12 protein-coding genes are annotated in these 13,266 nt (G+C 64.7%); 4 read left to right on the top strand and 8 right to left on the bottom strand.

Annotation, left to right across the window (positions count from 1 at the left end; genetic code table 11):
- Positions 1–31 precede the first annotated feature (31 nt).
- The 4 genes from CSAL_RS05240 to CSAL_RS05225 are packed head-to-tail and all read right to left on the bottom strand — an operon-like array spanning position 32 to position 4,415.
- Positions 32–817: an SDR family oxidoreductase gene (locus CSAL_RS05240; RefSeq protein ID WP_011506325.1), complete on the bottom strand. Its 786-nt coding sequence runs from the start codon at positions 815–817 to the stop codon at positions 32–34.
- A gap of 2 nt (positions 818–819) precedes the next feature.
- On the bottom strand, positions 820–1,821 hold the full coding sequence (araH, locus tag CSAL_RS05235) for an L-arabinose ABC transporter permease AraH (protein WP_011506324.1): 1,002 nt from the start codon (positions 1,819–1,821) through the stop codon (positions 820–822).
- Positions 1,822–1,858: 37 nt separating this feature from the next.
- The gene (araG, locus tag CSAL_RS05230) at positions 1,859–3,352 is read right to left on the bottom strand and encodes an L-arabinose ABC transporter ATP-binding protein AraG (RefSeq protein WP_011506323.1); all 1,494 of its coding nucleotides are present in this window, start codon (positions 3,350–3,352) and stop codon (positions 1,859–1,861) included.
- 55 nt (positions 3,353–3,407) lie between these two features.
- Positions 3,408–4,415: an arabinose ABC transporter substrate-binding protein gene (locus CSAL_RS05225; RefSeq protein ID WP_011506322.1), complete on the bottom strand. Its 1,008-nt coding sequence runs from the start codon at positions 4,413–4,415 to the stop codon at positions 3,408–3,410.
- Between the two features lie 155 nt (positions 4,416–4,570).
- Here CSAL_RS05225 and CSAL_RS05220 point away from each other — a divergent pair, with 155 nt between their 5' ends.
- Complete coding sequence (locus CSAL_RS05220; RefSeq protein WP_011506321.1) at positions 4,571–5,524, top strand: LysR substrate-binding domain-containing protein; 954 nt, start codon at positions 4,571–4,573, stop codon at positions 5,522–5,524.
- Here CSAL_RS05220 and CSAL_RS05215 read toward each other — a convergent pair.
- Both CSAL_RS05215 and mtgA read right to left on the bottom strand, forming a co-directional pair.
- Positions 5,515–6,441 (bottom strand): Gfo/Idh/MocA family protein, encoded by a 927-nt coding sequence (locus CSAL_RS05215; RefSeq protein WP_011506320.1) that lies wholly within the window; start codon positions 6,439–6,441, stop codon positions 5,515–5,517. The two genes, CSAL_RS05220 and CSAL_RS05215, sit on opposite strands and share 10 nt — an antisense overlap.
- Positions 6,442–6,498: 57 nt before the next feature.
- A complete protein-coding gene (mtgA, locus tag CSAL_RS05210; RefSeq protein ID WP_011506319.1) occupies positions 6,499–7,203 on the bottom strand; it encodes a monofunctional biosynthetic peptidoglycan transglycosylase in 705 nt (234 codons plus the stop codon).
- A gap of 326 nt (positions 7,204–7,529) precedes the next feature.
- On the opposite strand from mtgA, the gene CSAL_RS05205 reads away from it, so the two are divergent.
- From CSAL_RS05205 to CSAL_RS05195, 3 genes are all read left to right on the top strand, one after another.
- Positions 7,530–8,633 (top strand): NAD(P)H-dependent flavin oxidoreductase, encoded by a 1,104-nt coding sequence (locus CSAL_RS05205; RefSeq protein WP_011506318.1) that lies wholly within the window; start codon positions 7,530–7,532, stop codon positions 8,631–8,633.
- A gap of 245 nt (positions 8,634–8,878) precedes the next feature.
- On the top strand, positions 8,879–10,432 hold the full coding sequence (locus tag CSAL_RS05200) for a DHA2 family efflux MFS transporter permease subunit (RefSeq protein WP_011506317.1): 1,554 nt from the start codon (positions 8,879–8,881) through the stop codon (positions 10,430–10,432).
- Positions 10,433–10,509: 77 nt separating this feature from the next.
- Complete coding sequence (locus tag CSAL_RS05195) at positions 10,510–11,694, top strand: HlyD family secretion protein (RefSeq protein ID WP_011506316.1); 1,185 nt, start codon at positions 10,510–10,512, stop codon at positions 11,692–11,694.
- A gap of 28 nt (positions 11,695–11,722) precedes the next feature.
- Here CSAL_RS05195 and gstA read toward each other — a convergent pair whose 3' ends face one another.
- Together gstA and CSAL_RS05185 are read right to left on the bottom strand one after the other, a co-directional pair.
- Positions 11,723–12,346 carry a glutathione transferase GstA gene (gene gstA / locus CSAL_RS05190; protein ID WP_244846497.1) on the bottom strand — a complete coding sequence of 208 codons (624 nt, stop codon included), beginning with the start codon at positions 12,344–12,346 and terminating at the stop codon, positions 11,723–11,725.
- A 31-nt stretch (positions 12,347–12,377) separates the two neighbouring features.
- Positions 12,378–13,187 (bottom strand): MBL fold metallo-hydrolase, encoded by an 810-nt coding sequence (locus CSAL_RS05185; RefSeq protein ID WP_011506314.1) that lies wholly within the window; start codon positions 13,185–13,187, stop codon positions 12,378–12,380.
- Between the last annotated feature and the right edge of the window lie 79 nt (positions 13,188–13,266).

Here is a 13,266-nt window from a genome sequence, read left to right as displayed (position 1 = left end):
CCTGAAGGTCGAATCGGTGACGGTGGGTCGCTCAATCGTGATAGACCACGCTGCGCCCGCCATCGATGGTGATACAGCTTGCGTTGATGAACGGTGCCTCGTCGGAGGCGAGAAAGACCGCGGTCATGGCGACCTCTCGCGGCGCTCCCAGGCGCCCCGGCGGCAACAGCGCCTCGATCCGCTGCCTGGCCGCGTCCGGATCGTCGAATCGTTGCCAGTGTGCCTCGACCGCGGGCGTGGCGATATAGCCCGGCGCGATGGCATTGACGCGAACGCCTTGTCGAGCATATTCGATCCCCAGCGATCGCGTCAGCCCCATCAGACCGTGCTTGGCCACCGCATAGGGAAAGCAACCCGGCAGGATGGAAAACGCATGGGTCGAGGCCACGTTGATGATGCTGCCGCTCGCCTGCGCGAGCATGTCCGGCAACACACCGCGCGCGCAATGCCAGGCGCCCTCCAGGTCCACCGACATGCAGCGCTGCCAGGCAGCCTCGGGCATTTCAAGCGGCGTGTGGAAGACGTTGCGCCCGGCGTTGTTGATCAGGGTCGTGATCGGCCCATGGGCTCCCCGAGCCGCCTCGAGCGCCGCGTCCACCGACGCGGGCTCGGCGATATCGCAGCTCATCGCCACTGCCACCCCGCCGGTATCGCGCAGTTGCCGGGCGACGGCTTGCACGCCCTCGAGATCGATATCCGCCAGCGAGACGCGCGCACCTTCCTGAACGCAGGCCTCGGCCATGGCCCGGCCGATGCCGGCCGCGGCCCCGGTGATGAAGACATGCTTGCCGCGCAGACGCGGTGCCCTTTCCGGCATCGTCATCCCTTGGCGCGCCGGGTTTGCTTCCAGCGATCGAACATCACCGCCAGCAGCAGGATCGCCCCGCGTACCAGGTACTGATAGAAGGTCGGTACGTTGAGCAGCCCCATGGCGTTCTGCACGCAGCCCATGATCAGCACGCCGACCAGCACGCCGGTGATCGAGGCGACCCCGCCGGAAAGCGACACGCCGCCCAGCACGCAGGCGGAGATCACCGCGAGCTCCAGCCCCATGGAGGTATTGGGATCGCCCAGGCCCATGCGCGAGGCCAGCAACACCCCGGCGACCCCGGCGACGACGCCCTGCAGCGCGAACACCGCGATTTTCAGGCGACGCACGTTGACCCCCGCCAGGCTCGCCGCTTCGGCGTTGCCCCCGGTGGCCAGGGTGTTGCGACCGAAGGCCGTCATGTTGAGCACGATGCCGAAGATCACGAAGCACACGATCATCGTCCACACCGGCAGGGTCAGCCCCAGGAAAGAAGCGCTCCCCAGACTGAAGAAGCTCGGCACGGTCACCATCACCGCGTCGCCGCCGGAGGTGATGTACGCCAGGCCGCGCACGAACTCCATCGCCGCCAGGGTGGCGATCAACGAGTTGATGCCGAACTTGGCCACCACGAAGCCATTGAACGCCCCCACCGCACCGCCGGCGGCCACGCCCCCCAGCACGCCGACGAACACGCTGCCGGTGGCCGAGGTCACGACCGCTGCCACGACCCCGGTGAAGGCCACGATCGAGGCCACCGAAAGATCCACCTCACCGAGCGCGAGGACCATCATCATGGTCGTGGCGATGGTGCCGATCAAGGTCACCGAGAGCAGCAACCCGACGATATTTCGCCCGGTCAGGAAGTCCGGCACGAACAGCGCCAGGGCCACGAACAGCACCAGGAATATGGCGATCAGGCCGGAGGTGTCGAGCAGGGTGCGTAGCGGTTTGGCACGGGGTTTCGGTGCCGATGACGTGTTGTCGCTGGCAGCCAGTTTATCTGTGCTCATGGCGATCCATCTCTTGGTATTGTCATGAATGAGCGGCTCATGCGGGCAAGGCCAGACCGAGCAGACGCGCCTGGGTTGCCTGCTCGCGCGGTACGATGTCGACCAGGACGCCGTCACGCATGACGCCGATGCGATCGCAGATCGAGCTGACCTCGGCGAGGTCGCTGGAGATCACGATCACCCCCTTGCCCTGCTCCGCCAGGTCGTACAACAAGGCGTAGATATCGCGACGCGCCCCCACGTCGATGCCACGCGTGGGTTCGTCCATCACGAACAGGTCGATCTCCTCGGCCAGCCAGCGACCGAGAATCACTTTCTGCTGGTTGCCGCCGGACAAGGTATTGATCGGCGTGCGATGGCTCGGCGTCTTGATGCTCAGGCGCTGAATGTAGGTCTTGGCGTTGTCGGTCTCGCGTGCGGCGTGCCGGAACATGCCCCAGCGACGGAAAAAACGCCGGCAACTGATGTTGAGGTTGTCGGAGACGCTGGCCACGGGGAAGATCCCCTGGGACTTGCGGTCCTCCGGACACATCGCGATGCCTGCGCGGATCGCTTGATGCGGCGAGGCAAAGACACGCGTCTCGCCCCGCAACGCGACCTGCCCGCGGCTGGCCTTTTCCACGCCGCAGACCAGTCGCATCAGCTCGCTACGCCCTGCCCCCACCAGGCCGAACAACCCCAGTACCTCGCCGCGTCGCACCTCCAGATTGACCGGTTCGTTGACCCCGCGCCCCTGAAGGCCGTCGATACGCATCAGCACATCGCCGATGTCGCGTGGACGGAAGCCATACACGTCGTCGATCTGTCGGCCGACCATCTCGCCGACCAGCATGTCGTGATCGAGCCCTTCCAGCGTCTCGTGGGTGCGAATGTGGCGACCATCACGGAACACGGTCACCGCATCGCACATCTCGAAGACCTCTTCCATGCGATGGGTGACGTACAGCACCACACGCCCCTCGTCACGCAGTCGTGCGACGATGCGCTTGAGCTGCCGCGTTTCTTGCACGGAGAGACTGCTGGTCGGCTCGTCGAAGGCGATGATCCGCGCGTCGCGCAGCAACGCCCGACCAATCTCGATCATCTGCTGCTGCCCGATGGAGAGCTCCCGCACCTTGGTCGCCGGGTCGATGTCGCCCTCGCCCAGCTCCTCGAGAATCTCGCGGGCACGTGCCTTCATGGTTCGTCGGTCGATGAACCCCCGGCGCTCGGGCAACTGTCCCAACAACAGGTTTTCGGCCACCGACAAATTGGGTGACAGCGTGAGTTCCTGGTAGATGATCGCGATACCGTGCGCCAGCGCCTCGCGCGCATTGGCGAAGACATGCGCTTGGCCGTCGATCCACAGCTGGCCCGACGAGGGCCGATTGACGCCGCTGAGCACCTTGAGCAGCGTCGACTTGCCGGCGCCGTTTTCCCCCATCAAGGCATGCACTTCCCCGGCACGCGCGGAGAAGCTCACCTCGTCGAGGGCCTTGACGCCGGGAAACTCGACGCTGATTCCATCGAAGCGTAAGAAAGCCTCTGACATACAGGACTCCTGCGAAAACATGGGAGCGCCCGCGCGTTGACCGCGGGCGCGACGCTCACAAGCCCAGCTCTTCCCGAACGTCTTCCCAGTTGTCGCGGGTCATCAGCTTGCCCGTGGTTTCCGTGTTGGCCGGCGGCTTCTCGCCCTCGGTGATCCACTGGTAGAGATTGTCGGCCGTCTGGCGTCCATGCATGGTCGAGCTGACCGCCACGGTGCCGTAGAAGCCGGTGGGCGTCTCGCGCGAGAACTCGGCAAAGGCCGCACCGGAGCCGTTGATCCCCACGCCGATGACCTGGTCGGGATCGAGCCCGTACTGCTCGCTGGCCCGCACGCCGCCCAGCACACTTTCCTCATTGAGCGCGTAGATCACCCAATGCTCGAAGTCGCTGCGCTTGGAGAAGACCGGCGAGGCCGCAGCAAAGGCACTGCTGGTATCGGTGTTCTGCTGCGGCGCATCGAAGATGTTGGCTTCCTTGAAGCCCGAGTCGAGCAGCGCGGCAGTCGCCCCGTCGGTACGCTCCTTGGCGGTGGGCAGCTCGTAGTTGGTGATGCGCAGCGCCGCGACCTCCTCCGGGTCCCAGCCGCGACGTTCCATCTCCTCGGCGATGGCATTGCCGACCTGCTCGCCGATCTTGTAGCCGGACATCCCCAGGTGCGGCACCTCCTCCATGGGCTCACCATCACCGCCGACAAAACGGTCGTCGACGGTCACCACCTTCATGCCGTATTGCTCGGCACGGTTCATGATCGCCGGCCCCAGACGCACATCCGGGGGACAGATCACGAAGCCCTCGGCTCCCTGGGAATGGAGGTTATCGATGGCACTGAGCACTTCCTGGCCATCCTCGCCGGACAGACGCACCACCTCGAAGCCTTTCTCTTCGCCGAGTTGGGTCGCGGCGTCTTGTTCGTTGATGAACCATGCCTGCTCGGGTTTCTTGACGATGAAGCCGATCTTGACCTCGTCGTCGCTCTGCGCCTGGACCAATAGCGGGCTGGCGCTGAGCGCCATGCCGACGGCCAGTCCGAGTAGCTTGCGCGGGGTGGATAGCGTGAATGACATCCGGCGTTCTCCTGTCCCGTGAACGGGTTGTTGTTGTGTCAAAGACGGTTTTTTCAGACTCTGAACAATAGGCACAAGCGAAATAACCGGCTAATGCCACTTGACAGAATTATTGATATACATTTTGTTATTAATTTTATGCGAGGCCAGACACCATGAGCCCTTTACCCCATGACTGGTTCATGCGGGTGCGACTAAAGTTGCGCCATCTGCAGCTGTTCATCGCCCTGGACGACCTGCGCAATCTGCATCGTGCCGCCGAGCGCCTGGGCATGAGCCAGCCCGCGGCGTCGAAGCTGCTGGGGGAACTCGAAGGTCAACTCGGCCTGGCGCTGTTCGAGCGCCATCCTCGCGGCATCACGCCCAACTGGTACGGCGAGACGGTGATTCGTCATGCGCGCGGCATCCTGTCGTCGCTGCATCAGGCAGGGGATGAACTCAATGCATTACAGGCGGGAAGCGCGGGGAGCGTGTCGGTGGGAACGGTGATGGCGCCCGCCGTCACCCTGCTGACCAGCGCCGTGGAACGCGTGCACCGCGACCGACCCAACCTCAAGGTGAGCATCGATGTCGATGTCAGCCACGAACTGATTCCGCGCCTCGTGGAAGGCGAATTCGATTTCGCCATCGCGCGCATTCCTTCGACGCTGCCGGCGGGCGACTTCGTCTTCGAAGAGATCGGCGAAGAGGCATTGTGCTTCGTGTGCCGTGCCGGGCACCCGCTGGCCGACCGCACGTCGCTCAATCTCGAGGCCATGGTCGAGTATCCGTGGGTCCTGCAACCTCCGGGCGCGCTGATGCGTCAACGGGTCGACCACCTGTTCCTGCATCATGGCGTGGCGTTGCCGCGCCAGATCATCGACACACCGGACATCCTGGTGGCGTTGGCCATGGTCGATAAATCCGACACCGTGACCGTAACCACGCGGCAAGTCGCCGAGTTGCTCTGCGACCAGCCGCGCTTTCGCATCCTGCCCTTCCCCGAGGCGCTGAGCGTGCAGCCCTACGGGCTGGTCAGTCTGCGCGAACAGCGCCTATCGCCCGGCGCAGCGGCGCTGATGTCGGCGTTGCGCGACCTCATTCGCGAGCACCGAGACGCTCACTCGTGAAAGGCCTCGACCTCGACACGCTTGCCGAGCAGGAAGGCATCGGCGACATGGCGTAGCGGCGCCACGTCGACGTCGCTCTCGCCCCGGGCGATGAGTTCGGCGAAGCGCGCGTAGAGCCCGGGGTACTCGACGTCGTCGCCTTCCAGCACGATCTCGTCCCCGATCCGCAGGCAACTGCCGCCTTGGGTCAGCGCCAACGGCCCGGCATCGGTCTCGACATGAATGTCCCAGGTTTGCGGCCCGGTCTGGCGCCAGTCGAACTCGGCACGAATCGCGGCGCCCCGGCGGTCGCTGAAGGCCAGAGTGGCGGCGATCGGTCCCTGCCGATTGGCCGGCACCTCCAGTTCGCCCTGGGTGAGAAAGAACGCCTCCGGCAGAATCGCGGTGATGATCGACAAGGCGTTGATGCCGGGGTCGAATACCCCTAGACCGCCGGCTTCCCAGATCCACTCCTGCCCAGGGTGCCAACGCCGCACATCTTCCTTCCATTGCACATCGACGGCAGTGACGTGGCGCTCACGCAGCCAATCGCGCGCCTGAGCGACGGCAGCGGCGTACCGCGAGTGCCAGGTCGCGAACAGCGTCACGCCGGCGCGTTCGGCCTGGGCGCGCAGGTCTTCCACTTCACTGAGCGTCGCCCCGGGCGGTTTCTCCAGCATCACATGCTTGCCCGCCGCGATGGCCGCACACGCCTGGCGGTAGCGCACCTGTGGCGGTGCGCACAGCGACACGGCCTGGATGTCCGGTCGCTCGTCGAGCAGCGTCTGGATATCGCGAAAATGCGCGACGCCCTCCAGCGAGGCATTGCGACTGGCCACAGCGTCGAGCGAGAACGCGGTGTTGTCGTGCAGGGCGGGCACGTGCTGGTCGCGGGCGATCTTGCCGAACCCGACGATGGCGATGGAGGTGGGGGACATGAGGGCTCCTTTTCTAATCTGGCAACCGCAAGGACGGGGCAAGGCCCTCGCCCACGCTCATAGGCGCTCGAGGTAGGCGCTGCCGCCTAGCTGACGCATTTGCCGCTGAATCCACTGGCTACGTTTGACGATATACGACGAGGGCCTCGACGCGCTCCACTCGCGCGGGTTGGGCAGAATCGCCGCCAAGCGACTGGCCTGGGCCGCGCTGAGCCGATCGGCGCTGACCCCGAAGTAATGCTGGGCGGCGGCTTCGAGACCGAACACGCCCCGGTCCCATTCGACGATATTGAGATAGACCTCGAGGATGCGTTCCTTGGGCCACAACAACTCGATCAGCACCGTGAACCACGCCTCCAGGCCCTTGCGCACCCAACTGCGGTCGGTCCACAGGAACAGGTTCTTGGCGGTCTGCTGACTGATGGTGCTGGCGCCGCGCAGGCTGTCGCCGCTGAACCAGGCATCGAGCGCTTTTTGCATCTGGTTGAAGTCGAAGCCGTGATGCATGGGAAAGCGCTGATCTTCCGACGCAATCACCGCCAGCTTGGCGTTGTCGGATAGCGCATTCCACGGCCGCCACTGCTGCTGGATCGAGACCGGCTCGCCGCTCACCCAGGACTCGACCTTGCGCTCCAGCATCACCATCGAACCGAAGACCGGCACCACACGAAACACCAGCACCAGCAATACCGACAGCCCGACGAAGCCGAGCATCGCGAACAGCAAAAAGCGCAGTCCCCTGCGCAACCAATCCCGCGTCATGCGTTAGCCTTATGGGGTCGCAGCATCATGACGAACGAGTATATCAGGCCTGCTGCTTCTCGCGGCGCCAACCTACTGCGTGTTCTCATGGCCAGCCAATGCCAGTGTTCGGAACATTCGATACGGCTTTGTATATCAATCTGTTCGGTACCTTGATCACCGGGCGCCACCCTGCACGTCCAAGACCAGAGGCGTAATACCAAAGTATTGCGGCATGACCTTCATATTAGAGTGCTTGCAACCCCGCCCCGCTCATTCGATCATGGGTCGTGCCAGTCCTGATACCAGGGTCGCCGCCCTTTACCGTGATCTCCGGGAGCATCGCCATGTGGCCGCAACGTGAACTGCTCGACCGCCTCGCCATCGAACTGCCCATCGTCCAGGCCCCCATGGCCGGCGCCAACGACGCGACACTGGCCATCGCCGCCAGTCGAGGGGGCGCGCTGGGCTCGATTCCTTGCGCCATGCTCGCCCCCGAACGCATCGAGCGGGAGGTCACACGGTTTCGCGAGCATGCCACCGGCCCGCTCAACCTCAACTTCTTCTGCCACTTGCCGTCACCGCCCGACCCCAACGCCGAAGCCGCCTGGCGCGAACGCCTGGCACCGTTCTACCGCGAGGCGGGGCTCGACCCCGAGGATGCCGCGCCGGCCGCCCAACGCACGCCCTTCGACGACGTCCAGTGCGTGCTGGTCGAGCGTCTGCGTCCCGAGGTCGTGAGCTTTCATTTCGGCTTGCCGGACGCGCCCTTGCTGGCTCGCGTGAAAGCCACCGGCGCCACGGTCATGGCCAGTGCCACCACCGTCGCCGAGGGGCGCTGGCTGGCCACCAACGGCGCGGACATCATCATCTCCCAGGGGCTCGAAGCCGGCGGGCACCGCGGCGCGTTTCTCGAGGATACCCGCGCGGACACGGTGGCCGACGCCATGGCCCGCCAGCCCGGCACCTTCGCGCTGGTACCGCAGCTCGTCGATGCCATCGACCGGCCCGTCATCGCCGCCGGGGGCATCGGCGACGCACGCGGCGTCGCCGCCGCCTTCGCGCTGGGTGCCTGCGGCGTGCAGCTCGGCACCTACTACCTGGCCACGCCGGAAAGTCTGATCAGCGACATTCATCGCGCCGCCCTGGCCGAGGCCCGCGACGACAACAGCGTCGTCACCCGCCTGTTCTCCGGTCGCCCGGCGCGCAGCCTCGTCAATCGAGTGATTCGCGCACTTGGCCCTCTCTCGCCAGCCGCTCCGCCCTTTCCCACCGCCGGTGGCGCGCTTGCCCCGCTCAAGCAAGCCGCCGAGGCCCAAGGGCGTGGCGACTTCTCATCGCTGTGGGCCGGCCAGGCAGCGGCACTGGCCCCCCACGGCGACGCCGAGACCCTCACGCGCCGACTGGGCGACGAGACGCTGGCACGACTCCAGGCGCTGGCTTCGCGTTGATCACGTCTACCGGCGCCCTGTCTTATCAACTCCGACGATCAGCCCGTTGAAAGACGACTTGCAAAGCCGTCATAATCCCTTAGCCAACAAAATATCGTCACGTTATCGATTCGCCTGCTTGCATCCTCAGCGACAATCCGTCCGCTTTCGGTAACGTTCACGACACACAAGGAAAAGGCTTTGCATTCTTTCTCGCTGGCACCCGCCCCCCGGTGCCATCGCTCCCTCTGCGTCGGTGGTCGCGCATGACGCAGGTCGATCGGCTCTTCGAACGCTACGGCCCCCGCTACCGCCTGTGGGTCACCCTGACCGTGATGCTGGGACTCGTCGCCCTGGGCATGTCGATCACCATCGTCAATGTGGCGGTGCCTTACATAAAAGGCGCGTTCGGCATGAGCGATTCCCAGGTGCAGTGGCTATCGACCGGCTTTCTGGCCTCGACGACCGTCTCGCTGCTCGTCGCGCCGTGGCTGGTCTCCGCCGTCGGTCAGCGCGCCACCTTCATTGGCTTGCTGGTCGTGTTCATCGCCGCCTCGTTTCTCGGGGGCCTAGGGCAAGGCATGGGCATGCTCGTCGCCGCGCGCGTCATACAGGGCGGTATGACGGGTCTGATCCGCCCGGTGGCGATGCAGGCGCTATTCGCGGCTTACCCGCCCGAGGGACGTGGCATGGCGACGGCGATGTACGGCATGTGTCTGGGGCTACCGCTGACGCTGGCCACGGTGATCGGCGGCTGGCTGGTCGAGCATTTTACCTGGCGCTACGTCTTCTTCGTGACCCTGCCGATCTGCGTGGCGGCGGCGGCGATGGGGTATTTCTTCTTGCCCTCGAGGGAGCAGAAGGGCCCGCGCCCGCCCTTCGACTGGGCCGGCGTCGTGCTGTTATTCGTCTCGGTTTTCTCACTACTCGCGGCGTTTTCCAACGGCCAGCGCTGGGGCTGGTACGATCCTCGCGTGCCGGGCCTGCTCCTCGTCGCCCTCGTCTGTGGCGCCGCGTTCGTGGTCTGGCAGAACCGCACCGCGCACCCATTGATAGACTTGGCGATTTTCCGCAATCGCGTGTTCGTGGCCGGCACTCTGGCAATGTTCCTGTTCGGTGGCACCTTCTACGGCATCATGTATTTGCTGCCTCAATTCGTGCAGTCGGTGCTGCATTACAGTCCGATCACCGCCGGACAGATCTTCCTGCCCTCCACCGTCGTACTGGGGGTGCTGGTACCGCTGGTCGGCTGGCTGAGCGACCGCCACCCACCGCATCGGCTCACTGTGCCGGGGCTGGGCTGCACGATGTATGCGGTGTGGCTGATGGCACAGATGGACTGGAACACCTCGTTCACGTATCTGGCGACGGCGATGGGAATTCTGTCCATCGGGATGGCCGCGTTCCCGCCACCGACACTTTCCAACGCCATTGCCGGCCTCCCCCGGCATCTGACCGGCCACGGCTCCGGGGCGATCAATTTCGCGTTGCAGCTAGGCGGCGCACTGGGCACGGCCGCATTGGTCATTCTGCTCGACCGACGAACAGCCCAGCACGGTCAAGAACTCAATGCCGGGGTCAATGCCGATAACGCGCTCGCCAACCTCCAACTCGACAAACTCGCAGAGCTGGCCGGTCATCTGGGCTCTTCCGCCACCCAGCAAGGCGCCATGGGCGGGTATCTCATGGAGCGCATCGAGACGATCTGGGCATCGATCCTCGCTTATCAAGACGGCTTCTGGGTGCTCACGGGTAGCCTGTTCATCGTCGCGATTCCATCGCTGCTCCTCAGTCGCTGGCGCGCCACGACACCCAGATGACCAAATAGCTCAAGAGAACAAGTAGCCCAAGTGACCAGGATGTCCACGCGACGTCCGATTCGACCAAGGACACTGTCATGACCCACGACACCAGCATGACCGACGACGCCTCAACGCCTCCAACATCCCACCGACGTCTGCCACGCGGTGCCAAATGGCTACTTCTCGCCATCATCGTCGTGCTCTTTCTGGTGTGGCTGGGCTTCGCCATCGCCCACCGCATGACCCACGTCAGCGCTCAGGACGCCCGCGTCATGGCCGATCAGATCACCGTGAGCAGCCGCCTGGACGGTCGGATTACCCACTTCACGCTGACCGAAGGCGACATGCTCGTCGAAAACGATGAGATTGCCACGCTCTACAGCGCACCCGATGAACGCCGCCTGGCCTCCCTCGAGGCAGACGTCGTCGCCCAGCGTGCGCGACTCGACTACGAGAAGACACGGCTGGCGATGGCCGAAAAGCAGCTCGAGGGCGGTATGAATCTGACCCGACAGGAGCTCGACGCCAGCAAGGCCGCCGAGAAAGCCGCACAGGCACGACTCACTGAAGCCGAACGTGACTTCAAGCGCGCCGATGCTCTGTACAAGAAACACTCGGTTTCCGAGCAGCGGCGCGATCAGGACTACTATGCCTATCAAGCCGCACTCGCCGAGCATGCCCAGGCGCAGCAGGAAGTGCAGGTCAATCAGGCGCTGGCCGACAACGCCCGAGTCGGTTTCATCAACGGCTCGCAGATGCCATTGCCCAACCCCGATGTGCTGCGCCAGCAAGTCAAGATCGCCGAACGCGACCTGGCGTCGGCCGCAGCCAAGCGCGACGAGGAGCGTCTACGCCTCGACGACCTGCATATCACCAGTCCCAGCGACGGTGTGATCAACAAGACGCTGGTCGATCAGGGCGAGTATGTCAGTGCCGGACAACCGATCCTGATGATGCACGACCCCGACAAGCTGTGGGTCGAAGCCAACATCAAGGAAACCGACATCGGCGAATTGCGTCAGGGCCAGCCGGTGGCGATCACCGTCGATGCCTTCCCCGACGCCATCTTCAAGGGGCATGTCAGCGTCATCGGGCGCGCCGCCACCAGCCAGTTCGCACTGCTGCCGGATCCCAACCCCTCCGGCAATTTCACCAAGATCACCCAGCGCCTGCCGGTTCGCATTCGGTTCGACGACGGACCGACCGAGCTGATCGGCCCAGGCATGATGGTCGAGGTGGACATCGACGTCAGCGACACCGAACCACGCGATCATGGCTGATCGCAACGGGCCGAGCGCAAGCGATCGCTCACTTCAAGCCTTCGGCCTGCATGGCGCACTGGACCGACTCGCGCTCGGCAATGCGCGCCACGAAACGCTCCAGGTGGGGCCACGGCGACAGCGAAACATGCACCACCCGGGACCAGCTGAGTACCGTGAACAGGTAGGCGTCCGCCACGCTGAAACGCTCGCCCGCCACGTAATCGCGTGTGGCCAGGTGCTTGTTCATCAGTGACAGCCGCGCGTTGAGGTTCTTCTGGGCCATGGCGCGCCACGTCTCGCCGCTGTTGGGCTTGAAGAACGGGCTGAAGTTCTTGTGCAGCTCGGTGGTAATGAATACCAGATGGCTCAACAGCTCGAAATAGGCCTTGCTGCCCGGAGATGGCGCCAGTTCGGCCTCCGGCGCGAGGTTGGCGATATACAGCAGGATCGCGACCGCCTCGGTCATCACCTCGCCGTCATCCAGCACCAGGGCGGGGACGTAGCCATTGGGATTGATGGTCAGGTAATCCTCGCCGCTGGCCGTCTGCTTGGTGGCCAGATCCACCGTCTCGATCTCGTAGGTCAACTCCGCCTCTTCCAGCGCGATATGCACCGCCATCGCACAGCTGCCCGGCTTGAGATACAACTTCATGACATCGTCTCCGTTCATGGGTGTCCATCGTCGCCATCCGAGTGGGCGCTCACGTCGTCCCACCGCCTTCCAGTGCCTGGCAATGGCGCGCCACCGATAGTGCCACTACCGGCCCCGCGTCGGCGGTGATCTCACTGTGCCAGAATGCCGCGTAGACGGCCTCGAAGTCGAGACGCTGCAAGCGCTCGCCGATACGTGCCACCTCACTGGCGGGCAGCGGAATGTTGTTGGGGTACGACCACATGAAGGATGCCATGCGGTCCGGCGTGACCAGCAGCGTATCCCCGGTCAACAGCGTACCGCGCGCTTCCCAGTGCAGCACGCTGGCCCCGGGGAAATGCCCACCCAGCCGGTGTGCCGTCACGCCGGGCAGCACCTCCAACGTCTCGCCCTGCCATGGGGAAAGCGCCTCGTCCGGCGCCATGATCCACTCGCGGTCCGCCGCGTGCACGTACACCGGGCACCCGAAGGTACGACCCCAGCTCGCCATGGTGGCGTAGTAATGCGGATGCGAAATGACGATGGCCTCGAGTCCGCCCAACGCCTCGATCAGCGTAACCGTGGCCGCATCCAGCAGACTCAGGCAATCCCACAACACATTGCCGTGGGGCGTGCGCAGCAAGAACGCCCGTTGGCCGATGGCGAACTTCGGCACCGTGCCCAGCGCCAGAAGCCCCGGCACCATCTCGCGAAAGGTATTGGTATGCCCCGCCGCCAGGGCCGTCGGCGTCGTCCACTGCTGCCCCGATGCCGGCACGTACTGGCGCTCGTCCTCGCACACCGGGCACCGCGACGGCGGCACCTCGCTCGCGGGATACTGCACCCCGCATGTCGCACAGAGAAACCCCGGTCGCATCATCCACACTCCTCCTTCGCGTTGGCGCTTGGCATGAGTGTGGTCGAGGTCATGGGCCGAGGCCAGGTGGGTAATGACTCAC

Source organism: Chromohalobacter israelensis DSM 3043, assembly GCF_000055785.1.
GTDB classification, from domain to species: Bacteria; Pseudomonadota; Gammaproteobacteria; order Pseudomonadales; family Halomonadaceae; genus Chromohalobacter; species Chromohalobacter israelensis.
This window is presented reverse-complemented; position numbering and strand designations above follow the sequence as displayed.

Bases quoted from the DNA above. Each gene is read 5' to 3' on its own strand.
- CSAL_RS05240 (WP_011506325.1), bottom strand. From the start codon at position 817: ATGCCGGAAAGGGCACCGCGTCTGCGCGGCAAGCATGTCTTCATCACC.
- araH (WP_011506324.1), bottom strand. From the start codon at position 1,821: ATGAGCACAGATAAACTGGCTGCCAGCGACAACACGTCATCGGCACCG.
- araG (WP_011506323.1), bottom strand. From the start codon at position 3,352: ATGTCAGAGGCTTTCTTACGCTTCGATGGAATCAGCGTCGAGTTTCCC.
- CSAL_RS05225 (WP_011506322.1), bottom strand. From the start codon at position 4,415: ATGTCATTCACGCTATCCACCCCGCGCAAGCTACTCGGACTGGCCGTC.
- CSAL_RS05220 (WP_011506321.1), top strand. From the start codon at position 4,571: ATGAGCCCTTTACCCCATGACTGGTTCATGCGGGTGCGACTAAAGTTG.
- CSAL_RS05215 (WP_011506320.1), bottom strand. From the start codon at position 6,441: ATGTCCCCCACCTCCATCGCCATCGTCGGGTTCGGCAAGATCGCCCGC.
- mtgA (WP_011506319.1), bottom strand. From the start codon at position 7,203: ATGACGCGGGATTGGTTGCGCAGGGGACTGCGCTTTTTGCTGTTCGCG.
- CSAL_RS05205 (WP_011506318.1), top strand. From the start codon at position 7,530: ATGTGGCCGCAACGTGAACTGCTCGACCGCCTCGCCATCGAACTGCCC.
- CSAL_RS05200 (WP_011506317.1), top strand. From the start codon at position 8,879: ATGACGCAGGTCGATCGGCTCTTCGAACGCTACGGCCCCCGCTACCGC.
- CSAL_RS05195 (WP_011506316.1), top strand. From the start codon at position 10,510: ATGACCCACGACACCAGCATGACCGACGACGCCTCAACGCCTCCAACA.
- gstA (WP_244846497.1), bottom strand. From the start codon at position 12,346: ATGAACGGAGACGATGTCATGAAGTTGTATCTCAAGCCGGGCAGCTGT.
- CSAL_RS05185 (WP_011506314.1), bottom strand. From the start codon at position 13,187: ATGATGCGACCGGGGTTTCTCTGTGCGACATGCGGGGTGCAGTATCCC.